Source organism: Sphingobium sp. TomTYG65 (genome assembly GCF_055395525.1).
Genome location: NZ_AP027330.1, coordinates 1176424 through 1199197 on the forward strand (window position 1 = coordinate 1176424; position 22774 = coordinate 1199197).

The 22774-nt window shown below is 62.5% G+C and carries 31 protein-coding genes; 15 read left to right on the forward strand and 16 right to left on the reverse strand.

Annotated elements, in window-relative coordinates:
• From ACZ5Y5_RS05835 to ACZ5Y5_RS05860, 6 genes are all read right to left on the reverse strand, one after another.
• Positions 1 to 696 carry an ATP12 family chaperone protein gene (locus tag ACZ5Y5_RS05835; protein ID WP_464810232.1) on the reverse strand — a complete coding sequence of 232 codons (696 nt, stop codon included), beginning with the start codon at positions 694 to 696 and terminating at the stop codon, positions 1 to 3.
• A complete protein-coding gene (locus tag ACZ5Y5_RS05840) occupies positions 693 to 947 on the reverse strand; it encodes a hypothetical protein (RefSeq protein WP_464810233.1) in 255 nt (84 codons plus the stop codon). The genes ACZ5Y5_RS05835 and ACZ5Y5_RS05840 overlap by 4 nt, the downstream gene beginning before the upstream one ends.
• Positions 944 to 1603 (reverse strand): HAD-IA family hydrolase, encoded by a 660-nt coding sequence (locus ACZ5Y5_RS05845; protein WP_464810234.1) that lies wholly within the window; start codon positions 1601 to 1603, stop codon positions 944 to 946. The genes ACZ5Y5_RS05840 and ACZ5Y5_RS05845 overlap by 4 nt, the downstream gene beginning before the upstream one ends.
• Positions 1600 to 2913 carry an RluA family pseudouridine synthase gene (locus tag ACZ5Y5_RS05850; protein ID WP_464810235.1) on the reverse strand — a complete coding sequence of 438 codons (1314 nt, stop codon included), beginning with the start codon at positions 2911 to 2913 and terminating at the stop codon, positions 1600 to 1602. Before ACZ5Y5_RS05850 ends, ACZ5Y5_RS05845 begins: the two co-directional genes overlap by 4 nt.
• Complete coding sequence (crcB, locus tag ACZ5Y5_RS05855; protein ID WP_464810236.1) at positions 2910 to 3293, reverse strand: fluoride efflux transporter CrcB; 384 nt, start codon at positions 3291 to 3293, stop codon at positions 2910 to 2912. Before crcB ends, ACZ5Y5_RS05850 begins: the two co-directional genes overlap by 4 nt.
• A 61-nt stretch (positions 3294 to 3354) precedes the next feature.
• On the reverse strand, positions 3355 to 4083 hold the full coding sequence (locus tag ACZ5Y5_RS05860) for a hypothetical protein (protein ID WP_464810237.1): 729 nt from the start codon (positions 4081 to 4083) through the stop codon (positions 3355 to 3357).
• Between the two features lie 155 nt (positions 4084 to 4238).
• On the opposite strand from ACZ5Y5_RS05860, the gene ACZ5Y5_RS05865 reads away from it, so the two are divergent.
• On the forward strand, positions 4239 to 4460 hold the full coding sequence (locus ACZ5Y5_RS05865; protein ID WP_464810238.1) for a hypothetical protein: 222 nt from the start codon (positions 4239 to 4241) through the stop codon (positions 4458 to 4460).
• 17 nt (positions 4461 to 4477) lie between these two features.
• Positions 4478 to 5359 carry an EamA family transporter RarD gene (gene rarD / locus ACZ5Y5_RS05870; RefSeq protein ID WP_464810239.1) on the forward strand — a complete coding sequence of 294 codons (882 nt, stop codon included), beginning with the start codon at positions 4478 to 4480 and terminating at the stop codon, positions 5357 to 5359.
• Positions 5360 to 5379: 20 nt separating this feature from the next.
• Here rarD and ACZ5Y5_RS05875 read toward each other — a convergent pair whose 3' ends face one another.
• Positions 5380 to 6711 (reverse strand): dihydroorotase, encoded by a 1332-nt coding sequence (locus ACZ5Y5_RS05875; protein WP_464810240.1) that lies wholly within the window; start codon positions 6709 to 6711, stop codon positions 5380 to 5382.
• A gap of 126 nt (positions 6712 to 6837) precedes the next feature.
• Here ACZ5Y5_RS05875 and ygfZ point away from each other — a divergent pair, with 126 nt between their 5' ends.
• Both ygfZ and ACZ5Y5_RS05885 read left to right on the forward strand, forming a co-directional pair.
• On the forward strand, positions 6838 to 7575 hold the full coding sequence (gene ygfZ / locus ACZ5Y5_RS05880) for a CAF17-like 4Fe-4S cluster assembly/insertion protein YgfZ (RefSeq protein ID WP_464810241.1): 738 nt from the start codon (positions 6838 to 6840) through the stop codon (positions 7573 to 7575).
• Complete coding sequence (locus ACZ5Y5_RS05885) at positions 7572 to 8396, forward strand: glutaminyl-peptide cyclotransferase (protein WP_464810242.1); 825 nt, start codon at positions 7572 to 7574, stop codon at positions 8394 to 8396. Before ygfZ ends, ACZ5Y5_RS05885 begins: the two co-directional genes overlap by 4 nt.
• Positions 8397 to 8403: 7 nt before the next feature.
• On the opposite strand, the gene ACZ5Y5_RS05890 is transcribed toward ACZ5Y5_RS05885, so the two are convergent.
• Positions 8404 to 8709 (reverse strand): plasmid stabilization protein, encoded by a 306-nt coding sequence (locus ACZ5Y5_RS05890; protein ID WP_464810243.1) that lies wholly within the window; start codon positions 8707 to 8709, stop codon positions 8404 to 8406.
• A gap of 125 nt (positions 8710 to 8834) precedes the next feature.
• Between ACZ5Y5_RS05890 and ACZ5Y5_RS05895 the strand changes: the two genes are divergently transcribed.
• The 5 genes from ACZ5Y5_RS05895 to ACZ5Y5_RS05915 all read left to right on the forward strand — a co-directional run bounded on the left by ACZ5Y5_RS05895 (position 8835) and on the right by ACZ5Y5_RS05915 (position 12331).
• Entirely contained in the window at positions 8835 to 9167 is a 333-nt protein-coding gene (locus tag ACZ5Y5_RS05895; protein ID WP_464810244.1) for a hypothetical protein, read from the forward strand.
• Complete coding sequence (locus ACZ5Y5_RS05900; protein ID WP_464810245.1) at positions 9164 to 9409, forward strand: hypothetical protein; 246 nt, start codon at positions 9164 to 9166, stop codon at positions 9407 to 9409. Before ACZ5Y5_RS05895 ends, ACZ5Y5_RS05900 begins: the two co-directional genes overlap by 4 nt.
• A gap of 102 nt (positions 9410 to 9511) precedes the next feature.
• Positions 9512 to 10441, forward strand: coding sequence for a DUF808 domain-containing protein (locus ACZ5Y5_RS05905; RefSeq protein ID WP_464810246.1), 930 nt, complete (start codon positions 9512 to 9514; stop codon positions 10439 to 10441).
• Between the two features lie 108 nt (positions 10442 to 10549).
• A complete protein-coding gene (locus ACZ5Y5_RS05910) occupies positions 10550 to 11926 on the forward strand; it encodes an MATE family efflux transporter (protein ID WP_464810247.1) in 1377 nt (458 codons plus the stop codon).
• Positions 11927 to 12010: 84 nt separating this feature from the next.
• A complete protein-coding gene (locus tag ACZ5Y5_RS05915) occupies positions 12011 to 12331 on the forward strand; it encodes a hypothetical protein (protein ID WP_464810248.1) in 321 nt (106 codons plus the stop codon).
• A 37-nt stretch (positions 12332 to 12368) separates the two neighbouring features.
• Here the strand turns inward: ACZ5Y5_RS05915 and ACZ5Y5_RS05920 are convergent, their stop codons facing one another.
• From ACZ5Y5_RS05920 to ACZ5Y5_RS05935, 4 genes are all read right to left on the reverse strand, one after another.
• Positions 12369 to 13139 (reverse strand): ABC transporter permease, encoded by a 771-nt coding sequence (locus ACZ5Y5_RS05920; protein ID WP_464810249.1) that lies wholly within the window; start codon positions 13137 to 13139, stop codon positions 12369 to 12371.
• Positions 13136 to 14068, reverse strand: coding sequence for an ABC transporter ATP-binding protein (locus ACZ5Y5_RS05925; RefSeq protein WP_464810250.1), 933 nt, complete (start codon positions 14066 to 14068; stop codon positions 13136 to 13138). Before ACZ5Y5_RS05925 ends, ACZ5Y5_RS05920 begins: the two co-directional genes overlap by 4 nt.
• Positions 14069 to 14131: 63 nt before the next feature.
• A complete protein-coding gene (locus tag ACZ5Y5_RS05930) occupies positions 14132 to 14761 on the reverse strand; it encodes a class I SAM-dependent methyltransferase (RefSeq protein ID WP_464810251.1) in 630 nt (209 codons plus the stop codon).
• A 98-nt stretch (positions 14762 to 14859) separates the two neighbouring features.
• Positions 14860 to 15321 (reverse strand): cupin domain-containing protein, encoded by a 462-nt coding sequence (locus ACZ5Y5_RS05935; protein ID WP_464810252.1) that lies wholly within the window; start codon positions 15319 to 15321, stop codon positions 14860 to 14862.
• Between the two features lie 122 nt (positions 15322 to 15443).
• Here ACZ5Y5_RS05935 and ACZ5Y5_RS05940 point away from each other — a divergent pair, with 122 nt between their 5' ends.
• Positions 15444 to 15746: a glycine zipper 2TM domain-containing protein gene (locus ACZ5Y5_RS05940; RefSeq protein ID WP_464810253.1), complete on the forward strand. Its 303-nt coding sequence runs from the start codon at positions 15444 to 15446 to the stop codon at positions 15744 to 15746.
• A gap of 69 nt (positions 15747 to 15815) precedes the next feature.
• On the opposite strand, the gene ACZ5Y5_RS05945 is transcribed toward ACZ5Y5_RS05940, so the two are convergent.
• Positions 15816 to 16100: a hypothetical protein gene (locus ACZ5Y5_RS05945; RefSeq protein ID WP_464810254.1), complete on the reverse strand. Its 285-nt coding sequence runs from the start codon at positions 16098 to 16100 to the stop codon at positions 15816 to 15818.
• 136 nt (positions 16101 to 16236) lie between these two features.
• Complete coding sequence (locus tag ACZ5Y5_RS05950; protein WP_464810255.1) at positions 16237 to 16644, reverse strand: EVE domain-containing protein; 408 nt, start codon at positions 16642 to 16644, stop codon at positions 16237 to 16239.
• A 74-nt stretch (positions 16645 to 16718) separates the two neighbouring features.
• Between ACZ5Y5_RS05950 and ACZ5Y5_RS05955 the strand changes: the two genes are divergently transcribed.
• Positions 16719 to 17663 carry an isopenicillin N synthase family dioxygenase gene (locus ACZ5Y5_RS05955; protein ID WP_464810256.1) on the forward strand — a complete coding sequence of 315 codons (945 nt, stop codon included), beginning with the start codon at positions 16719 to 16721 and terminating at the stop codon, positions 17661 to 17663.
• 9 nt (positions 17664 to 17672) lie between these two features.
• Here ACZ5Y5_RS05955 and ACZ5Y5_RS05960 read toward each other — a convergent pair whose 3' ends face one another.
• The gene (locus tag ACZ5Y5_RS05960; protein WP_464810257.1) at positions 17673 to 18056 is read right to left on the reverse strand and encodes a dihydroneopterin aldolase; all 384 of its coding nucleotides are present in this window, start codon (positions 18054 to 18056) and stop codon (positions 17673 to 17675) included.
• A gap of 111 nt (positions 18057 to 18167) precedes the next feature.
• On the opposite strand from ACZ5Y5_RS05960, the gene ACZ5Y5_RS05965 reads away from it, so the two are divergent.
• From ACZ5Y5_RS05965 to ACZ5Y5_RS05980, 4 genes are read left to right on the forward strand one after another with little or no spacing between them, the layout of a single operon-like run.
• Positions 18168 to 18686, forward strand: coding sequence for a GNAT family N-acetyltransferase (locus tag ACZ5Y5_RS05965; protein ID WP_464810258.1), 519 nt, complete (start codon positions 18168 to 18170; stop codon positions 18684 to 18686).
• Between the two features lie 43 nt (positions 18687 to 18729).
• Complete coding sequence (locus tag ACZ5Y5_RS05970; RefSeq protein WP_464810259.1) at positions 18730 to 19296, forward strand: DUF1285 domain-containing protein; 567 nt, start codon at positions 18730 to 18732, stop codon at positions 19294 to 19296.
• A complete protein-coding gene (locus ACZ5Y5_RS05975) occupies positions 19293 to 19904 on the forward strand; it encodes a CoA pyrophosphatase (RefSeq protein ID WP_464810260.1) in 612 nt (203 codons plus the stop codon). Before ACZ5Y5_RS05970 ends, ACZ5Y5_RS05975 begins: the two co-directional genes overlap by 4 nt.
• Positions 19885 to 21096, forward strand: a complete 1212-nt coding sequence (locus ACZ5Y5_RS05980; protein WP_464810261.1) for a CCA tRNA nucleotidyltransferase — start codon at positions 19885 to 19887, stop codon at positions 21094 to 21096. Before ACZ5Y5_RS05975 ends, ACZ5Y5_RS05980 begins: the two co-directional genes overlap by 20 nt.
• Here ACZ5Y5_RS05980 and ACZ5Y5_RS05985 read toward each other — a convergent pair.
• On the reverse strand, positions 21060 to 22715 hold the full coding sequence (locus ACZ5Y5_RS05985) for a putative bifunctional diguanylate cyclase/phosphodiesterase (RefSeq protein WP_464810262.1): 1656 nt from the start codon (positions 22713 to 22715) through the stop codon (positions 21060 to 21062). The genes ACZ5Y5_RS05980 and ACZ5Y5_RS05985 overlap by 37 nt on opposite strands.
• Positions 22716 to 22774 lie beyond the last annotated feature (59 nt).

The following is a 22774-nucleotide window of genomic DNA, read 5'->3' on the forward strand; positions in this document are numbered from 1 at the left end:
CTACCCCGCCGCCAACTCGCAGAACCGCCGCGCCATCGCAAATTCATCCCGCCGTTTGGCGGAGCGGGCGGTCGCTTCGGCGTCCTCGCCCCATTGCTCGATCTCCCAGGCTTCGTCGATCTCGGACGCGGTCCAGATCGCGTCGGCGTCATGCCCGCCCTCAACGATCGCGAGACCGCAAACCAGTGACCCCGAAAGGGTTACCAAGGTGGACAGTCCGGCCAGCATGAAGGGATCATAAGCCAACACAGCCGCTTCCAATCGCTCAAGCGTTTCAGCTGGCTGATCCACCGGGATGATGCCGTGGGTCACGCGGAAATTGACGTCATAGCGATGCCGCGCCCAATCGAGCAGCGGGTCCCATGCCGCCGCCTCGCGCGCGATCAGTTCCGCCGGTCCCTCGGCACGATAACAGAGCAGGTCGCTTTCCCCATAGCGAGCGATGCCTGCGGCAAAGCTCTCCCGGTTCAGCGCTATCTGATCGATCGCCCCGTTGGCGAGCCCGGTGAAGGGCATTGAGCGCGGATCGACGGTATCGCCTTGCGCACGCCACTCGTCCGCAACCGCCTCTGCCAGGCGTTCAGTCGGCAGCGCCAGGGCGGCGCGCGCAGGGGTGCGCACTGGCCGGCTATCCAGCTTGATCTCATACCCCCTGTCGCCCGGAACGACGGCAACATCCTTGTAAAAGCGTTTCATTGCGGCGGCCTCCGGAACAGCGCCAGCAGCAGGCGGGGGATGATGATGAACTGGAACAGGCCAACCACCACGAAGATGGAGCCCATCGCCTTGGCCTTTCCACCCTGCACCCAGCTGAACCGCTGCATCAGGATGAGAAAGCCGAACATCACGATCAGGGCGCCCGACAGGCGGAACAGCCCCAGCGCGAAATGCCGCTGACGCGCGGCCTTTTCCGGGTCGATGGAGGGTGGAGGAGGAAAGTCGGTCATTCCTGGTCGATATGGGTTCTGAGTTCGCTGCTGTCCATCGCCACGCCATGCGCGCCCGCCGCGATCAGTTCCGATGGTTCGTGGTAGCCCCAGCCTACGCCCAGCGCCCTTGTGCCCGCCGCCAGCGCCATATCGATGTCATAGCTGGTGTCGCCAATCATCACCGTGGTTTCGGGCGCCGCGCCCGCCTCTGCCATGGCGGTCAGCAGCATGGAAGGATGCGGTTTTGACGGGTGCCGATCCGCCGTCTGGAGCGTGACGAAATGCGCGTGGATGCCATGATGGCTGAGGCAGAGATTAAGCCCGCGATCCGACTTTCCGGTCGCCACTCCCAAAAGCCAGCCGTCCGCGTCCAGATCGCGAATGAGTTCGGCAATGCCGGGATAAAGCGGCTCGGACACCGCATTGTCCTGCCGCAAGCGGTGAAAGGCGCGCTTGTAGCTTTCGGAGAGATGATCGTGAAAGTCCGCCTGCGCCTCCGGCAGCAGCCGAGCGATCGCCAGCGGTAGCGAGAGGCCGACAACGGACAGGATGCTCGCCCGATCAGGCGGCGCGAGCTTCTCCCCTTCAAAGGCGCGAATCATGGCCGTGCAGATGCTATGCTGGCTATCGACCAGCGTTCCATCACAGTCGAACACGGCAAGCCGGTTGCTCATTTCTTGCGAGGGCCGCCTGCCCCCCGCGAACGGCGTTCGCCCCGCCGCCCCTTGCGGACCTGCTTGGCATGTGCGCGGGCCGCCTTCTTCTCATCCTCGCGCGTGGGCGCGCGTGCGATTTCCTCGTCCAGCGGCAGGTCGCCGCCGTTGATGTCGAAGCCCAGCGAAACGAGGCTGGCGGCGAAATGCTCGGGCAGTTCGGCGCGCACATCGACGCGGCCGCCATCGGGATGATCCACCCGAATGCGGCGGGCGTGCAGGTGCATCTTCCGGCTGATCGTGCCGGAGAGGAACGCTTCCTTGCCGCCATATTTGCCGTCGCCGACAATCGGGTGGCCGATTGCCGCCATATGCACGCGCAGCTGGTGAGTGCGGCCGGTATGGGGTTGCAGCTCCACCCAGGCGGCGCGGTTGCCAGCGCGCTCGATCACGCGATAGCGTGAGCGGGCGGGCAGCCCCTCTTGCTCATCCACGTGCATCTTCTCGCCGCCGGTGCCCGGCTGCTTGGCGATCGGCAGTTCGATCATCCCGTCGTCGATCGACGGCACGCCGATCACAATGGCCCAATAGACCTTGCGCGCGGTGCGGCTGGAGAAAGCCTTTGCAAAATAGGCCGCGGAACGTGCCGTGCGGGCGATCAGCAGCGCGCCGGACGTGTCCTTGTCCAGGCGGTGGACCAGCTTTGGCCTCTGATCCAGCTCGAATTCCAGCGCGTCGAGCAGGCCATCGACATGGTCGTCGGTCTTGGTCCCGCCCTGGGTGGCAAGGCCAGGCGGCTTGTTGATGACGATTGCCTGAGCATCACGATGAATGACCAGGCTCTGCGCAAAGGTGATCTGATCCTCGCTCAGTTCCGGACGGACGCGGCGGGGCTTGGCCGTTTCGGGAGCCTTTGGTTCGGCGGGCGGGACCCGGATCATCTGCCCTTCGGCGAGACGGTCGCCGGGCGCGGCCCGCGCGCCATCGACCCGCAGCTGTCCCGTACGGGCCCAGCGCGACACGCTGTTGAAACCGATATCGGGCAGATGGCGCTGGAACCAGCGATCGAGCCGGATGCCGTCATCATCTGCACCGACGCGGAACTGCCGGACGTCGAGCGACACGCCCTTTGCCGCAACAGCCTTCGCCGCAGCCGGCTTTGCCGCTGCAGGCTTACTCACCGGCTTTGCCGCAGGCTTCGGCGCGTCAGGTTTACGCGCGCGCGCCGCCTTGGCAGCGCCTCTCGCGCGGCCTGGGGCGCCAGCACCACCTGCCGGCTTACGGCCACCGCGTGCGGGACCCGACGATTTACCCGGAGGACGCCCCTTCATGCGACGCTCCGCATTAGGCTGAGGCCACCAACCAGCGCCGCAACGGCCGCTACGACGGAAAACAGGGCATAGCCAAGCGCCATGCCCATCTGGCCACGCTCTATCATCAGCACCGTCTCCAGGCTGAAGGAGGAAAAGGTGGTGAAGCCACCTAGCACGCCGACCGCGAGCAGCAGCCGCACTGCCTCACCCGACCCGCTGTTGAACCGCGCCAGCCACCCGGCAAGCAGGCCCATGGCGAAGCCGCCCAGCACATTGGCGGCAAAGGTCCCCCATGGCCACAACGCGCCCGGCAGCATATGGCCCGCAAAGCGGCCGAGCTGGTAGCGGGCCAGCGCGCCCACGGCGCCGCCGCTCATGACAAGGAGGATATTGTTCATGCCGCCCGCCCTAGAGGCAAAACGCGGCAAAGAAAATGGGCGGACGCGGCTTTCTGCGCGCTTACTGCCCCTGATCGGCGATGATATCGACGTTGGTCCCACCACCCGGCGCGCCGGTGAAGAGGAGAAGGAAGGCCGCGCCATCATCCTTGCGCGTGCCGCCCAGCACATGATCACCGCCCATGATCTTGTGTTCAGCGTCAAAACCAGCGCGGCGCGCCTGCGTGTAATAAAAATCCATGACGCTCTGACGCGGCACCGCCGTCACGAAGGTGGCGGCGCGCAGCGTACAGCCATTTTTGTCCGCGCCAGCCGCTTCCCTCAACTGAGCGCCGGGATAAACGGTGAATGGGTCGGGCATCCGGCTCGCCCACTGCATGCCATAGGCGAGTTGCTTCCGGCAAAACGCGTTGCCACCGGGCTTTTGCTGCTCCTTCGCGACTGCCGTAAGCATCGCTGCCGGTTCGGTCGCCTCACCTTCCGCCGGAGCGGGCGTTGCAAGCAGCTTGCCCCCTGCGATCTTCACTGATTCGGCGAGCGCCCTGGCTGCATCGCCCTTCAAAGCGGGCAGCGGGGCCGCACGATCCGCAATCCGCCCGGACCGGCTCACTTTGCCGGGATCAACCTTGATCTTTCCCTCAAGTGCTTCCTTCAGGCCCGGATCAACGGCATTATTGGTGAGCTGTGCGTCGAGCGCATTCAAGTCCGCTTCTTGATCGCGCTTGCCGCAACTCGCCAGCGGCAAGGCCAGCAGCACGGCAATGGCACAGGCAGAACGGAAACGCAGCATGGCTTCACTCCTTCGTAAACAAGGGATGAAGAGCACAGGTTAATTTTCTGTTAGCACTTTTGGTGAATCGCTAAAAATTCCTTGATGCCATTTGCTGAGCACTGGCATCATACACCATCTTGCCCCCGGACGTGCCAAGGGCCATTCTGGCTACTATGCTTAACGCTCTCTCTGTTCTGATCGGCCTGTTCGCGCTGCTGCTCATGATCCCGGCATTTCTGCCGCTCCTGGGTATCGTCAACTGGCTGCTCGTACCGATCGCGCTGTTCGGTGCGTTGATCGGCGTCCTGTCGGTGAAGAACAGCGGCCGTAATTTCTGCCTGATCGTCGCCGCTATCGGCGCGCTGCGCCTCTTCCTGGGCGGAGGCATTTTCTGAACCAGCATCAACAGGAAGTGCGGGCAGGTCTCATCGCCGCGCTGGGCGCCTATGGCCTTTGGGGCCTGCTGCCCATTTTCTTCAAGCTGCTGCATGCCGTCACGCCGGTCGAGGTGGTGGCTCAACGCGTCCTGTGGTCGCTTACACTGATCCTGGGCTTGCTCCTGGCGCGGCGCAGCCTGAGCGCACTGTTGGCCACGTTGCGTGATCGGCGACTGTTGTTGCCGCTGACTGCATCGGCGCTGTTTATCGCGGTCAACTGGCTGGTCTATGTATGGGCCGTCAATGGCGGCCATGTAGTCGCGGCCAGCCTCGGTTATTTCCTCAACCCGCTGGTCAATGTCGCGCTAGGCGTCATTGTCCTCAAGGAAAGGCTGCGGCGCGGACAGGCGATCGCCATCGGCATCGCCGCGCTGGGCGTCGCGATCATGGCCGCGGCCGCGCTCACCACTCTCTGGATCAGCGTCACGCTGGCGGTCAGCTTTGCCTTCTATGGCCTCATCCGCAAGCTGACGCCGGTCGCACCGATGGTCGGGCTCGGCGCTGAAACCTTGATTCTCACCCCGCTGGCGCTTGCCTATCTATTCTGGTTGTCGGCTCATGGCGGCATCAGCCTTGGCAAGGACGCCTATCTGACGACGCTGCTCATCGCCTCCGGCGCAGTGACGACCGTGCCGCTCATCCTCTTCGCCATGGCGGCGCAACGACTGCCCATGGCGATGTTGGGGCTAACGCAATATGTTGCGCCGTCTATTCAATTCTCCTGCGGCGTCTTCCTCTTTGGCGAAAAGCTGACGCATGGCCAGATACTGAGCTTCGCGCTCATCTGGCTCGGCCTCATCCTCTTCGCCTCGGACAGCGTCGCCGCGGCCAGGCGCAGCAGGTTGGCTGCAGCCTAGACCCGCTGCCGCCTTACGGGTCAGGCGAACTCGGTCGCCTCAAAGCGCACAGCCTCGCCCACCGCTTCATTGGCCAGCGTGTCTTCCCACATGACGCGATGGCCGCGAACGATGGTGCCGACGGCCTTGCCGGTCAGCTCCATCCCTTCGAACGGCGACCAGTTGCAGCGGGACGCCAGCCAGTCGCTGCCAACTGTCCACCGCTTCTTGAGATCCACGACAGTAAAGTCGGCGTCATAGCCAAGCGCGATGCGCCCCTTGCCGACAAGCCCGAACACGCGCTGCGGCCCCGAAGACGTCAGTTCGATGAAGCGCCGCAGCGACAGCCGCCCCTCCGCAACATGGTTCAGCAGCAGGGGGACAAGCGTCTGCACGCCCGGCATGCCGCTGGGGGAAGCCGGATAAGCCTTCGCCTTCTCCTCCACCGTATGCGGCGCATGATCGCTACCCAGCACATCGGGCACGCCCTGGTTCAGCCAATGCCAAAGGCCATCGCGATGCGCGCCCGAACGGATCGGCGGGTTCATCTGCGCATAGGTGCCTAGCCGGGGATAGGCATCCTCGGCCGCCAGCGTCAGATGCTGGGGCGTGACTTCGCAGGTCGCGATATCCTTGTGCCCGGCGATATATTCCAGCTCGGCCGGCGTCGTTACATGCAGGATGTGGATGCGGCGGCGCGCCTGACGAGCAAGGCCAATGATGCGCTTCGTCGCGATCATCGCGCTTTCATCATCGCGCCAGACTGGATGCGACGAAGGATCGCCGTCCACCCGCAGATCCTTGCGCGCATTCATCCGGGCCTCATCCTCGGCGTGAATGGCGACGCGGCGCGTTCCGCTGGCGAGTACGCGCGACAGTGCCCCATCATCATCGACCAGCAGGCTGCCGGTCGATGCGCCCATGAAGATTTTCACGCCCGCCGTGCCGGGAATTCGCTCCAATTCCTTGAGTTGCTCGGCATTGTCAGCCGTCGCCCCGACGTAGAACGCATGATCGCACCACATGCGATGATGGGCACGGGCCAGCTTGTCGCGTACCCGCTCTTCGCTGTCGGTATTGGGATTGGTATTGGGCATTTCGAACACGGCTGTGATCCCGCCCAGGACCGCCGCGCGGCTGCCCGATTCAAGATCTTCCTTATGCTCCAGCCCCGGCTCGCGGAAATGCACCTGGCTGTCGATGCAGCCCGGCAGCACATCCAGCCCCGCACAGTCGATCACCTCGCCCGCATCGCCCAGCGAACCGCCGATGGCGACGATCTTCCCGCCGCGCACGCCCACATCGGCTCTGTCCGCGCCGCCAGGCGTATGAACGGTGCCGTTTTTCAGGATGAGGTCGAAATTCTGGGCCATTTGATATCTCCGTTCGCTTAGCGCGAAGCCTGTCCTGAGCATCGTCGAAGGGTCGAGAAGCGTGTACGCCCCGTGTCTCGACACGAACGGGGTAGAAAAATCAAGGGCTGCGCTTAAGTTGCACACATGACACCGACCACCCTGCGCGACCGCGCACTCCTTAGAATTTCAGGCGAAGAGGCCAAGCCCTTTCTCCAGGGTCTGCTCACCCGCGATGTGCTGACGCTCAAAGCTGATGAACCGCGTTGGACGGGGCTGCTGACACCGCAGGGCAAGGCGCTGTTCGACTTCATCCTTTGGGCCGATGGCGATGATGTGCTGATCGACTGCGAAGCCGCCCAGGCAGAAGCGCTGGCCAAGCGCCTGACCCTCTATCGCCTGCGCCGCAAGGCGGTGATCGCACGCGAAGAGAATGTTGCGGTCCATTGGTCACTCGACGCAAAGGACAAGCCGGTCGATCCGCGCCTCCCCGCCCTTGGGCACCGCTGGCTCGCTCCCGCCTCACCTGGCGACGCATCGCCCGCTTTCCGCGCGCATCGTCTCTCCCTTGGCATATTCGAGGGAACGGCCGAGCTGGGTCAGGACCAGACTCTCTGGCTCGAAACCAACGCCGGAGAGCTGCGCGGCGTCGATTTCGACAAGGGCTGTTATGTGGGCCAGGAAAACACTGCCCGCATGCATTATCGCAGCAAGGTCAACCGCCGCCTCGTCGCCGTGCCGCTATCGGAAGCCCAGGAGAAGCGTCAGCGCTTGGCTTTGCCCGACCTTGGCCTCTCGATCGAGTTGCGCCGAGTGGAGGATATGGACCCCGCCGCTTTGCCATCATGGCTGACCGCTGCGATTGCCGAGCAAGCGGCCGAATGATCTCTTGCATCATCCGTTCGTTTCGAGCGAAGTCGAGAAACGCCGCTCAAAACGAACGCAAGTGGGTAGCTCTGCTTTTCACATTACTTACGCTTCTGGCCGCTCCGGCGCAGGCTGACACCCCCTGGAAGCTGATCAAAACCTACCCGCACGATGCTACCGCTTTTACGGAAGGTCTCTTCTTCCATCAGGGCGCTCTTTACGAAAGCACCGGACTTGAGGGCCGCTCGGAAATCCGCAAGGTCGCGCTCAAGGACGGGAAGGTCATCGAAAAGCTCGTCATTCCTCCGCCCTATTTTGGTGAAGGCATAGTCAACTGGAAGGACCGGCTGATCAGCCTCACCTGGCGCCACCGCCAGGGCTTTGTCTGGAAGCTGTCCGACTTCTCCCCCATTTCCCGCTTTCGCTATGAAGGTGAAGGCTGGGGGATGACGCAGGATGGCCGCAACCTCATCATGAGCGACGGCACCGCCCAGCTTCGTTTCCTGGACCCTGAAACGCTTGCCGAAACTCGCCGGATCACTGTTACCTTCAATGGACGCCCCGTCGATCGGCTGAATGAACTGGAATATGTGAAAGGGGAGATTTGGGCCAATATCTGGTATGACAGCCATATCGCCCGGATCGATCCCGCCACCGGCAAGGTGATCGACTGGATCGACATCGCCCCGCTCGCGAAGGCCAGCGGCGCGACGGACGATGAGGCTGTCGCCAACGGCATCGCCTATGATGCAGAGGGGGACCGGCTCTTCATCACCGGAAAAAATTGGCCCAAATTATTCGAGATACGGCTGCAACCGGAGGCAAAGGCTTCCCGCTGAGGAAGGCTTATCCAGCTGCCCGCTTCCGCCGCGTTTCCCAGCCTTTCTTGGCCGCCGCCGAGCGGTCTGCCGCGGAGCGCCTGGCCGAAGCAGCGCCACCTTTGCGTCCGCCCTTGCGTGAAGAAACATGAGTGTCGGGCTTTCCTCGGCCGGACCCTGACTTGTTTCCACCACCAGATTCCTTGTTCACCGTCGCCCAGGCGCGCCGTTCGGCTTCCTTGTGCGATACGCCCCGTTCTTCGTAGCTTTCCTCGATATGTTCGGCCTTGCGCTTCTGCTTGCCGGTATAGCTGCTCTTGTCGCCGCGAGGCATGATGGGTCTCCTGTCCAGCCGCCCGCCCTGCCTTTCCAACGATCAGCCGCCGGTCCTGTTCAACCCGCTGCGCTACCGTCACGAAAAGAGCGGAACGGAAGCCAATCGGCAGGCGTTCCCCGGCCATGGAAGAACGCACCCTTATCGAGCGGCTCGCCCGCCACCTCGCCGCTGGTGATACGGACCGGTGGCAGGAAAAGGTGGCGGACGCCGCGAGCATCCTCGCAATCATGAAAGACCCGGACGCTGCGATGCGCGAAGCGGGCGATGAGAGCCAGTGGCGCGCAATGATCAACGCCGCGCTGCGGGAGCGCTGGGTAGTGGCGACACATCCCGGCGGCGATCATGCAGAACCCGGCACCGACGAAGAGGGCGAATTTTCGCTTCACCCACATGGCGTGACGGGCAACCGGGCCGATTGGATACATGTTCACGATCCGCAGGAGAAATCGTCATGAAGGGGTTGTTGAAGCTGGCTTTTCTGGGTGGACTTGGTGCCGTAGCCTGGCGGGCGTGGCAGGAACGGCAGGCCAAGGGCGTGTGGGATGATCGGGCGCCGGTCGGCTCATTCGGCATCGTGCGCGACGCCGGACCGGCTGAGCAGCATATCGACCCCCGCGATTGGGACATGGTCGATGAGCAGGTGGACGAATCCTTCCCCGCCAGCGACCCGCCCGGCAACTATCGCGGCATCGCCTGATCCTTCCTGATCCGCGCCGTTATTGCCCCCACCAGACCGCGCCCCTATGAGACGAAGCCGTAAAGGGCTGCGCACCAGCCCTTCAACAGGGGAAATATATCAATGCCTTCGGGTCTGATCGCGCTGCTCGACGACGTCGCGGGCATCGCCAAGCTTACTGCAACCTCACTCGATGACGTCGCCGCGGCGGCCGGGAGAGCGGGGTCCAAGGCGGCCGGCGTGGTCATCGACGATACGGCGGTGACGCCGCGCTATGTGATGGGCCTGACGCCCGATCGCGAACTCCCCATCATCTGGAAGATCGCTCGCGGGTCCCTGCGCAACAAACTCTTCTTCCTCCTGCCAGCCGCGCTGGTGCTTAGCGCCTTTGCGCCTTGGCTGTTGCCCCCGCTCCTGATGCTCGGCGGCGCCTTCCTTTGCTTCGAAGCCGTCGAAAAGCTGCTCGAGGCCGTGCAGGGCGGCCATGACGTCGCCGAAGAAGCGATGGAAACCCACAGTTCGAAGGAACTGGAGGACCAGAAGGTGTCGGGGGCCATCCGCACCGACTTCATCCTATCGGGCGAGATCATGGCGATCGCGCTGGGCACCGTCGCTTCGGAACCGCTGTGGGAACAGGCTCTGGTTCTGTTCGTGGTCGCCATCCTGATTACGGCAGGCGTCTATGGCGTCGTCGGCTTCATCGTGAAGATGGACGATATCGGCCTGCACCTGACCGAACGATCCTCTGCCGCCGCCCGAGCCGTCGGCCGGGGCCTGGTGCACGCGATGCCGCTATTGATGAAAATCCTCTCGGTCGTCGGCACCGCCGCAATGCTGTGGGTAGGCGGCGGGCTCATCGTTCATGGCTTGCACGAATTTCACTGGGATCTGATCCCCGGTACGATCCATCATGTTGCCGAGGGCGCAGCCCACGCCCTGCCTGCCATCGCCGGCGTGATCGATTGGGTCATAAATGCTATCGGAGCGGCGATAGTCGGCCTGGTGATCGGCGGCATCATCGTCGCGGTACTGCACCTGTTCAAGAAGCATTGAAGGACGCTCCAGCAACTCTCCATCTGTGCGTGTCGAGCGAAGTAGGGACACTTCTGCATATCAATTCTCGACTTCGCTCGAAGCGAACGGCTTTGGTTCAGGTCTGATATGAGTCGGCAACACTCCCCCTGGCGCATAGAGGCAGGCGCGCTGCTCGCACTCGCGCTACCCATGATCGCAGGCAATATCGCCTGGGCCGGAATTGCCGCGATCGACCTGCTCATGATCGGCCGCCTGGGAGCGCAGGGAGTTGCTGCTGGCGCTCTCGCCATCAACCTCTTCCACGCCTTGCTCATCTTCGGCATGGGTCTGGTGACGGCTGCGGCACCGCTGATCGCCAATGAACGCGGCCGCCGCCGCCATTCGGTGCGTGACGTCCGACGCACGGTGCAGCAGACGCTGCGCGCCGCCTTCTTCTTTGTCCTGCCCGCCTGGCTCCTGCTTTCCCAAAGCGAAGCAATCCTGCTCGGCATGGGGCAACAGCCCGATCTCGCCCATCAGGCGGGACGGATGATGCATGGGTTGCAATGGGCGCTGCTGCCCTTTCTCGGCTTCACCACATTGCGCAATTTCATTTCCGCGCTGGAGCGGCCGGTCTGGGCAGTGGTCATCATGCTACTCGCCATACCGTTCAACCTGGTTGCGGCCTGGCTGTTGATCTTCGGCCATGCCGGCCTGCCCGCGCTGGGCCTGTTCGGCGCGGGGCTGGCGAGCAGCTTGTCGTCCCTGTTCCTGTTCCTGGGGCTGCTCGCCGTGATCCTGATAGATCGCCGCTTCCGCCGCTATCGCCTCTTCGGGCGCTTCTGGACCCGTGATCGGGAACGGCACCGCGCCGTATGGGCGCTCGGCCTGCCGATCGCGATCACGGTTGGCTTCGAAACCACGGTGTTCAACGCCTCGGCCCTGCTCATGGGTCTTATCGGCCGCGATTCGCTTGCTGCCCATGCCGTCGCTATTCAAATTGCGGCACTGCTGTTCATGGTGCCGATGGGCATCGGCCAGGCGGCAACCGTGCGCGTCGGCCTGGCCTATGGACGCGGGGACAAGGCCGGAGTGGGCCGGGCGGGCTGGCTCGCCCTCGTCCTCGGCTTCGGTTTCGCCTTTGCGGCGGCGATCCTGCTCATCACCCTTCCCCGCCTCCTGATCGGCGCTTTCCTCGATCTTGCCGACCCGGCCAATGCGGGGACAGCAGCACTGGCCGTCAGCTTTCTGGCAGTCGCCGCCCTGTTCCAGCTGGTCGATGCGACGCAGGCGGTGGGCGCAGGCGTGCTACGAGGTCTGCACGATACCAAGGTGCCGATGATATTCGCCCTCATCGGCTACTGGATCATCGGCGTGGGCGTCGGCACGCTGCTTGCCTTCCCTCTGGGCATGAAGGGTCTCGGTATCTGGTTTGGCCTGGCGAGCGGGCTCGGCGCAGTGGCGGTTCTTCTGCTTGCTCGCTGGATGATGCGCGACCGGCTGGGGCTTGTCGGCTCATCCTGAAAATGGCCCGAATGCGCCTCGCATCGATGGTGCGACGCACAAAGCAATTGAACGTTTGTGCCAATTCGCTAAGGACAGGGCGTTATGACTGCCCCGACGACCATTTTCGAAGCCATCGCGCTTCAGAAATGCCTGAAGGCGACCTACAACAAGATGGTCGTCAAGCTGGCGCCGCACATCCTCTATACCCGCCACGACGAGATGTTCATCGACGCCGTGACCGTGGAACGCGAGGGCGGGCCGCCGCGCGAACTGAAACTCGGGACCTTCAAGCTTGCCGGCCTGAACGACGTCAGCGTGCTGGATGAGACGTTCGAGGGGATGTACGGCCTCTACAACGAGAATGACGACAAATATAAGGGCGTCACCCTCTTCGCCATAGCGCCGGAAAGCGCAGCGGCCTGATCAATCACGCAGGCGGTCCAGAAGCGACCGCCCTTTTTCATTTCTTCAGCCGGTAGCCGGTCCGGAACATCCATCCGATGATCGCCAGGCAGACGATCAGCATCGCGCTGACGAACAGCAGGCTGAACTCGATCCCCACGTCTCCGCGCCCGAAGAAGGTCCAGCGGAATCCTGACACCAGATAGACGATCGGATTGAAGAGCGTCACCGTGCGCCACGGTTCGGCGAGCATATGCACCGAATAGAAAGCGCCGCCCAGAAAGGTCATGGGCATGATCAGCAGCAGCGGTATGACCTGCAACTGCTCGAAACTCTGCGCCCATATGCCCAGGATGAAACCGAAAAGGCAGAAGCTGACCGCGATCAGCAGCATGAACCCTGCCATGGCGAAGGGATGCGCCACATGGATGTCGACGAACAGATGAGCGGTCACGAAGATGATGATGCCCACGATCAGCGACTTGGTCGCCGCCGCGCCGACATAGGCGATAACCGTTTCCGTCGCGGATACCGGCGCCGACAGCAGTTCGTATATGGTGCCGGAAAATTTGGGCATGTAGATGCCGAAGCTTGCGTTGAAGATGCTCTCCGTGAACATCGACATCATGATCAGGCCCGGCACGATAAACGCCGCGTAGGGGATGCCGTCGATCTGCGTCATGCGCGACCCGATCGCTCCGCCAAACACGACGAAGTAGAGCGACGTAGTAATCACCGGCACCAGCAGGCCGGTCAGCAGCGTACGGCTGAACCGGTGCAGTTCGAACTTGTAGATCGACCAGATGGCGCGATGGTTGAAGCCGCTCATGCCGCCTTCTCCTGATGGACCAGGCTCACGAAAATATCCTCCAGGCTGCTTTGCTGCGTGTTGAGGTCCTTGTAGCCGATGCCCAGGTCACCAAGCTTGCGCAGCAGCGACGACACGCCGGTGCGCTCCGCACGCGTGTCGAACACATATTCGATCTCATGCCCATCGCCGTTCAGCGCCAGGTTCCATTCGCCAAGCTCGGCGGGAAGCTGTTCCAATCTCTCGCTCAGCGCCACGGTCAGCGTCTTCTTGCCCAGCTTTTTCATGAGGGCGGCTTTTTCCTCGACCAGGATCAACTCGCCCTTGTTGATCACGCCCACGCGGTCGGCCATCTCCTCGGCCTCCTCGATATAATGGGTGGTCAATATGATGGTGACGCCCGTCTGCCGAAGTTCGCCGATCAGCTTCCACATGTCCCGGCGCAGCTCGACATCGACGCCCGCCGTCGGCTCATCCAGGAACAGCACGCGTGGCTCATGGCTCAGCGCCTTAGCGATCATCACGCGCCGTTTCATGCCGCCGGACAGTTCCAGCATCTTGTTGTTCCGCTTATCCCATAGGGACAGGTCCCGCAGGACCTTTTCGATATAGGCGTCATTCCGGGGCTTGCCGAAAAGTCCGCGGGAAAAGCGCACCGTGTCGATCACTCGCTCGAACGCGTCGGTGTGCAGCTCTTGCGGCACAAGCCCGATGGCGGACCGCGACCCGCGATAATCGCGCAAGATATCGTGCCCTGCGACCGTCACCCTTCCACCGCTCGGCCGCACATTGCCGCAGATGATGGAGATCATCGTCGTCTTGCCAGCGCCATTCGGCCCCAGCAGTGCGAAAATCTCGCCTTCCTCGATCTCCAGATCGACGCCCTTCAGCGCCTGAAACCCTGACGCATAGCTTTTGGTCAGGCCCGAAACGGTAATGATGGACGCCATGCGCGCAGATGCCCCCTTTATCTTGACGCCAAGATAGGGTCGCGCCGCTGGGGCGCAACCGGGCTATTCACCTGATCGATGAAAGCGGAAAACCGTGGCTGGCGGAAAATTGCGGACGGTCTGGCCCACGCGCGTCACATCGATGTCCAGCGCGTGCAGCACGTCGCGGCTGACCGGCGGCCTGGTCGAGTAGGTAAACTGAATGAAGCTCCCGCCCGGCCGCAACATGCGAAATGCTTCGGACAGGATATCGGCATGCATATGACGGTCCATCGCCAGCAGGGGCAGGCCGCTTATCACCGTCTGATATTGGCCGGGCTCCCCCGCGGCGACGGTCGAAACGATCTGTGCCGGAGTTTCCAGCACCGACACATGTGGGAAATGCCGCCGAAGCCCCCGCGCAAAGGCCGGATTGATCTCCACCACCTCCAGCTTTTCCGGCGGAAGGCCTGTCTGCAAAATGGCGCGCGTGAAAACGCCGGTGCCCCCGCCCAATTCCATGACGCGCCCATCTGCTGGATCGATATGGCTCACCATCAGCCGGGCCAGATAGCGACTGCTGGGCACGACCGACGCCGTCTGGCGCGGCTTTTTCACCCAAGCGGCCAGGAAATCCAGATATTCCGTCGCGCGAGTACGGAATTCACCATTGGGCAAAGCGACCGCCCGGCCACGGTTGGGCTTGTCATGCATGAGCGAAGGGCGACCTGGAACATGTCATTGCGAATCCCCTTAGCGAGCCCGGCGCACGCAGTCGATTGGCTTTAACATGTCCATAGATGGCAAATTTTTCACTTGCCTAGCGCCGTGGGCGATTCTCCGGGCGACCAGCCGGGCGGCGCCAGCCTGAAACCGGAAAACTCAAAGCCGGGGATGACAGTGCAGCTGACCAGCGCCCACCCGCCCAAAGGCTTGGCCGCTTGCCAGTAACCTGCCGGGACGAGCGCCTGGGGCTGTTGCCCGCTCATGATGTCGATGCCCAATGTCACCTTCTCGGCAGCCCCGCTTTCGGCGGCAATCGAAAGGAGCAGCGGCGATCCACCGTGCCAGAACCAATGTTCGTCTGCATCCACTTGGTGCCAGTGCGAATGCTGATGCGCTTCCAGCAGGAAGTAGATGGCTGTGCCCGCAGCGCGTTCCCCTTGCCGCGCCGCCGCTCTCCAGGTTTCCCGATACCATCCGCCCTCGGGATGTGGCGCAAGATTGAGCGCCTCTATCAGGGCTGCTGCAGCATCACCGCCATGGTCACTCATCGCTCACCCTCAATTTTTGTTAGTTTATTTTCAACGGCTTAGGCTGTTGCCGGAGGTTCATGCAACCTCCTCCAATATTGGCGGGTTCAACAGCCAAATCATTGTTTCGGAGGAGAATTTTTATGCGTAAAGCCATTATCACTCTGTCGGCCCTTTCGATGGCCCTTCCGGTTTCCATGGCAATCCCCACCGACGGGGTCAGCGCTCGCGAGCATTACCGCTATCGCGAATGGCGCGGCCGTGACGGTCGTATGTATTGCCGCAAGTCCAACGGTACCACGGGCCTCATCATCGGCGGCGTAGGCGGTGCGTTGGTCGGCCGCGCGATCGACACGCGTGGCGACCGAGCAACCGGCACGATCCTGGGCGCTGCTGGCGGCGCGCTGCTGGGCAAGGAAATCGATAGCAAGCGTCGCTGCCGTTAAGCTTTGGCCATGAAAAAGGGCGGCTTCCCCTGGGGAGCCGCCCTTTTATCGTTCAGCAGAACTGAAGCCTTACTTCGTGGAAGCGCCGCGGGCCTCTTCGACCTTGAAGGCGACCGACTGGCCGCCCGATACGCCCGAAACCTTGCCATTCTTGACGGCGAGGTTGAACGCGACGGCATCAGGATAACGGCGGCCGGAAATCAGCTTGCCGGTCTTGGTGTCCTTCACCTCGTACACGTAGGTGTAGCCTTCATGGGTGAAGCGCTGCTTGCCTTCTTCCGCATGGGCGGGGGCAATGGCGGCGATGGCAGCGCCGAAAGCGCCGGTGAGTACAATCTTAGACAGCATTCGCATGGGTGTGCTCCTTGTGAATGCCGATCAAACACCTCTGGATCTTCTTGTTCTGTTGATCGCAGTTTTGCAGGCGTGCATCTGCGCGACAATCGCAAAAAGCGGCTGGACAGTTGCGCTTTGCGCAATCAGTGGCTCGTCAGGCTTCGGACATCCCGACGATGTGCCGGAACTGCGCTTCCGTCAGCGGAGATACGGACAGGCGCGACTGCCGCAGCATCACCATGTCCGCCAGCGCCGGATCCGCCTTCATCGCCTTCAGAGTCACCGGTTTGGCGAGCTTTTCCTTCGGTGCGACATGCACGGCGATCCACTTGCCGGTCTCATCCGTGCTATCGGGCGCGGCTTCCTCGACAATCTCCATGATGCCGACCGCCTCGACACCGATATTGCTGTGGTAGAAGATGGAAAGGTCCCCCTTCCGCATCGCTTTCATGTTCAGCTGCGCGGCATGATTGCGTACGCCGTCCCACTCCGCCTTCCCCTTTTCGACGAGGTCGTCGTAGGAAAAAGCATCAGGTTCCGATTTCATCAGCCAGTAATTCATGGCCGCCTCCTTGCATCAGCCGCGGGAGCCGATCAAGGATGGGGAACGCCATTTGCCAGAAGGACATCTGAAACTTGCCGGAAGCTCCGTCGGACCAGATTCCGTTGTTGTCGCTGACAAACATGCCAAAGGAGGATTTCGCCTCCGCAATCGGCCACTCCTTCCAGCATTTCGGTTTCGCCATGGTGAAGGATCACGGCATGGACGCCGCCCTGATCGATGAGGGCTGGACGCTCGCCCGCGCCTTTTTCGCGCTGACTGAGGAGCAGAAGCAGCGCTACGACGCGACGGCCAGTGGCGGGCAACGCGGCTACACGGCGTTCGGACGGGAAATCGCGAAGGGCGCGACGGAGAATGACCTCAAGGAATTCTGGCATGTCGGCCGCGACCTTCCTGCGGATGATCCTCTGGCCGCAACCATGCCGCCCAATATCTGGCCTTCGGAAATCCGGGAATTTCACACCGTATTCACCCGTCTTTATGCGGAATTCGATCGTGTCGGCGCCCGCATCCTTTCCGCCATCGCCCTGCATCTGGGACTGCCTGAAAGCTGGTTTGACGATGCCATAAGGAACGGGAATTCAATCCTGCGGCTGCTCCATTATCCGCCAGTCTCGGTCCGCGCCCCCGGCATCCGCGCGGGCGCGCATGAGGATATCAACCTCATCACTCTGCTGCTCGGCGCGGAAGAGGGCGGCCTTGAACTCCAGGACAGGCAGGGCAATTGGCTCCCGGTCGTGCCGCCTCCTGGCGCGCTGGCCATCAATGTCGGCGACATGCTCCAGCGGCTCACCAACCACCGCCTACGCTCGACCAGCCACCGTGTCGTCAATCCGCCGCCGGAGCGCCGCTCCGTGGCGCGCTACTCCATGCCCTTCTTCTTGCACCTGCGCCCGGATTTCCTGATCGATGCGCTGCCGCAATGCGTGGACGCTGCACATCCCCGGCGCGATCCACCGATCACCGCGCATGACTATCTGACCGAGCGCCTCCGGGAGATCGGCCTGATCAAACAGTGAGGCGGCAGCTTAGCGCCGCCAGCGCCCCAGCGTGATCCCGATCTCCTCGCCCTTCTCGCTCAGCGCCAGCTTGATGATCTTCACTTCGACATGCAGCACCTTGTCGTCCTGCAGGAAGATCGTCTCGATAATATGGTCGGCAACCGCTTCGATCAGGGTGAAATGCTGGCCTTCCGGCAACGCCGCCGTCGCGGCATGCTTCAGGTCCATATAATTTTTCGAGCGCGACAGCGGCGTGTCGAGCGCATAATGGTCCGCAACCTTCAACCGCGCCCGGATAGATATACGCAGCGGTTGCGGTAGGTGCGTTTCTTCCGAATAGATGCCGGTCAGGACATCGACGTCCAGATGATTGACCTCCAGCGTCAGAAAATCGTCAAATCCGCTGTTCATGGCTTTCCTGCTGCTGGCGATGGCCAGAATAGACTTTTATTTTGCGAAGCAGGCGTTAAGCCCGCCGCTCCCGGCGCGGTCCATGCGCCATTGACGGCGGATCGGCAAGACGTGTCTCATATCGTGCCCCTCAACATCGTGGCGGAAGAGGCGATCGAACGGCTGCTCGACGCGGCGTTCGGCTCCGACCGGCACGGCCGCACGGCCTATCTGATCCGGGACGGCATGCCCTGGCTGCCCGAACTATCCTTTGGCGTGGTCGATGAACATGGCGAGCTTGTGGGATCGCTGCAAAGCTGGCCCGTCGCCCTGACCCACCGGGACGGCACGCAAACCCCGCTCATCATGGTCGGCCCTGTCGCCGTGTCCCCCGCGTTACAAGGCACCGGCCACGGCCGGGCGATGATGGACGCGGTAGTCACCGCCGCCCGCGCCCATCGCAGCGAGCCGCTGATGATGATTGGCGACCCCGAATATTATGGCCGCTTCTGGGGCTTTTCCGCAGAGGCGACCGGCGGCTGGACATGCCCCGGCCCCTATGAGGCGCGCCGACTGCTGGCCTTGTCCGTCGATGGCGGAGTGATCGGTGGCGAGGGGATGCTGAGCCCGCGAATCACCGCGCCCGTCTAAATTCCCTTTTGCCATCAGCCGCTGGCGATCCTATCTCGACGCCATGCCCATGGACCCGCCGCCTGATCTTGCCAGCCTATCGCTGACCGAAGTCGCTCATTTGCTGGCGGAGAAGCGGCTGCCGCCGGTCGAACAGTGGAATCCCGATCATTGCGGCGACAGCGAAATGCGCATCGCTCGCAACGGCACATGGTATCATCAGGGTTCGCCCATCGGCCGCGAAGCCATGGTGCGCCTTTTTTCAACGATCCTCAGGCGTGAAAAGGACGGATCTTATATCCTTGTAACCCCAGTGGAAAAACTCTCGATTGAAGTAGAGGACGCACCCTTCCTTGCCGTCGAAGTGAAGAGCGAGGGCGATGGACGCGACCGCGCCCTCGCGTTTCGTCTTAACAGCGGCGACCTTGTGCCGGCAGGCCCGGATCATCCGCTTTCCATCCGCGAAACGCCCCACGGACCCCATCCCTATCTGCATGTTCGCGGCGGCCTTGACGCGCTCGTCAACCGCAGCGTCTATTATGAACTTATGAACATCGCCCTAGATGAAGGCAGCGATCCGATCGGCCTGTGGAGCAACGGCGCCTTTTTCGCGCTGGACGGATCAGCATGACGCTGGCGGAGCGGCTGCGCATCGCTTTGACCGAGGGCCATGCGCGCGAAGTCGGCCTCATGCTGTCGGACACCCGCGACCCACGTATAGATGGGGAGATTGTCCTTGCTCCAGCGGCGGTGCTGGTCGCCATTACCGACCGACCGGAGCCGGGCCTCATCCTCACTGAACGCGCCGCGTCCTTACGCAAACATGCCGGCCAGATCGCTTTTCCCGGCGGCCGTGTCGATGCCAGCGACGCCGACGAAATCGCCGGAGCCCTGCGTGAGGCGGAGGAGGAAATCGGCCTGCCTCCGCACATGGTCGATATCATCGGCACATCCGATCGCTACCACACCTTCACCGGTTTCGACGTTGTGCCGGTGCTGGGCGTCATTCCTCCCGACCTGCCCATGACACCCCAGGCCGACGAAGTTGCCGACTGGTTCGAACTGCCGCTTTCCTACGCTTTGGACCCGGCGAATCGAGTTCAACATGCCGTTGAGTTTCAGGGACTTGAGCGGCATTATTATGAAATCATGTGGAATGACCGCCGGATCTGGGGCATCACCGCCGCGATCCTCGCAAATCTTTCCCGGAGACTGAGCCATGACCGCCTTCTTGCCTGACGCTGACTGGCGTCATCGGTCGGGGCTGGACGGTCTGCTGACTGCGCTGGAGGCGGAAAAGGGACTTGCCCGTTATGTCGGCGGCGCGGTGCGTGACGGTCTGCTCGGCCTCCCCGTCAGCGACCTCGACATCGCCACCGTGCTGGAGCCGCAGGATGTCGTCGATCGCTTGAAAGCCGCCGGTATCAAGGCGGTGCCCACCGGCATCGATCATGGCACCATCACGGCCGTCCTCGCCGGCTGGCCAGTGGAAATAACCACCCTGCGACGGGACGTCAGCACGGATGGCCGCCGGGCCACCATCGCTTATACCGCAGACTGGCGAGAAGATGCCGCCCGCCGCGACTTCACGATCAACGCCCTCTATGCGGACCCGATCACCCATGAAGTGACGGACTATTTCGGCGGCGTCGATGATTTGGAGGCCGGCCGCGTCCGCTTCATCGGCAGCGCCACTGCGCGCATTGCGGAAGATCATCTCCGCATCCTGCGCTATTTCCGTTTCCTTGCCCGCTTCGGCCGGGATGTGCCGGATGACGAAGCCTATGCAGCCTGCCGCGCCGCCGCCAACAGCCTGATGGCCCTGTCGCGCGAGCGTATCGCCGACGAATTGCTCAAGCTGCTCGCGCTGCCCTCGCCGATCCTGTCCCTCCGCCTGATGGTTAGAGGCGGGATATTCGCTCCAGTTCTGCCAGAGATTGATGCGGATGGGCTGTCTCGTGTCGAACAGCTGATCGCGCGCGAAGCTGCAGCCGGGGTGCCACCTGCCCCGCTCCGCCGCCTCGCCGCCTTACTCCCGCCCGACCCCCGCGCCGCCGACCTGGTGGGCGCGCGGCTTAAATTGTCGAACAAGGCCCGCAAGCGCCTGACCGTTGCGCTGGACGCCGATGGCGCCAGTTCCTCGCCTCAGGCACTCGCCTTCCATATTGGCGTCGAGAGCGCGGTGGATCGTATCCTCCTTGATCCCACTGCCCCTGTCGAAAGCCTCCAGCCGCTGGAAGGCTGGACCCCGCCGCAACTCCCCATTGGCGGCGGCGCCCTTATCGCGCGCGGACTGCCGCCCGGACCGGATGTGGCCAAGGCGTTGGGCGAAGTGCAGCGACTATGGGTGGAGGAAGGCTTTCCGGACGCAGACCGGGTCGGCCAGATCGCGGATCAGACCGTCTCGAAATTCCAGCGCGCGCGCCAATAGTCGAAGGCGTCCGCTTCCGGCATGGGCCGCGCGAAATAGAAGCCCTGCCCATTGCCACAGCCCATGGACTGCAACGCATGGGCCAGTTCCTGCGTCTCCACCCCTTCGGCCGTGACATGCAGGTTCAGCGATTCGGCGAGCGACAGGATCGTGCGCACGATCGCCTGCTTGTCCTTGTCTTCCAACATGCCCGATACGAAACTGCGATCGATCTTCAATATGTCGATCGGCAAGCTGTGCAGGCTTGCAAGGTTGGAATAGCCAGTGCCGAAATCGTCCATCGCGATCGGCATGTGCAGATCCTTGAGCGCCACCAGCAGTTTGCGCGCCTTGTCCGGATCGACGATGATGGCGCTCTCGGTGAGTTCGGCGGTCAGCCGGTTGCCCGAAATGCCCGAATAGCGCAGCGCTTCCTCGAACATTGAGGCCACATCATCGCGCGCCATCTGGATCGGCGACAGGTTGACATTGACGCCCACGGGAAGCGGCTGGCCGAACTTGCTGTCCCAGCGGCTGAGCGCCTGCGCCGCCTCATAGGCAGCCCAGCGGCCCAACTGGGTGATAAGGCCGCTTTCCTCCGCTACCGCTATAAACTCGACGGGCGATACATGCCCCAGTTCCGGGTCATTCCAGCGTGCCAGTGCCTCGAACCCGGTAATCTCACCAGTCTGCAGATGGATCAGCGGTTGATAAGCCAGCGTCAAATCGCCTTGCGACAGCGCCGTGCGCAGTCGGCTCTCAATGGAAAAGCGCCGCTGCGCTTCCTTCAGGACGCCATTGCGGTAGATTTCGACCTTGCCGCTGCGCTTGGCGATTTTTACCGCCGCCTGCGCTTTGCGCACGACATCATCCGGATCGTCTTCCAGGCTCGCTGAAAGGGCGCAGCCGATGGCGCAATCGACTCGAATCTGCAGATCGCTCAACCGAATCGGCGAGTTCAGGGAATCCCTAACTCTCTGAACAATATGAAGACAATCAGACAAGCCGTTGTTTAAGCGTGCAAAAATCGCGAAGTCATTGCCGCCGATACGGGCCAGCACATCGCCCTGCCGCAGGTTCGACTTCAGACGCTTTGCAACGGTGATGAGCAATTCATCTCCCGCCAATGGCCCCAGCGACTCATTGACTCGGCTGAACCGGCTAAGGTCGATTGCGATGATGCCGAACTGCGCATTTTCGGGCCAAGGCGCATTATGCAGGCGGTCGTCAATTTCTTCGCCAAAACCCGTGCGATTGGGCAAGGCGGTCAAACCGTCCGAAAGCAGCTCACGCCGCAGATTCTTCTCCGTCACCCGGTCGCTCGTTCGATCGAGCGCCGTGAAGAGGATCAGGTTCGCACCTTCCTCCGGCGATGGCAGCAAGCCTGCCGTGCAGCAGAAATATTCAGGCCCCAGCGGCCCATCCCGGCGAAGCTCGAAGAAGGAGGAGCTTTTGCCCGAAAGGGCCATTTCAATGATCCGCTTGCGCCAATCATCATAATAGGGCGGCTCATCCTCCGGATCGAAGGATGACAGGAAGGTGTGGTAGAAAGATTCGTTCACAGCAACGAGCGATAAGTCACTGTTTTTTTGACACAACATCGCTGCAGCCTGAGGCATTGCCTCCAGCCAGTGCTCCATTTCCGCTAGGCAGCGCAGATGCGTGCGTGCGAACCTCGCAAGGAGGTCGTCTTTCGGCC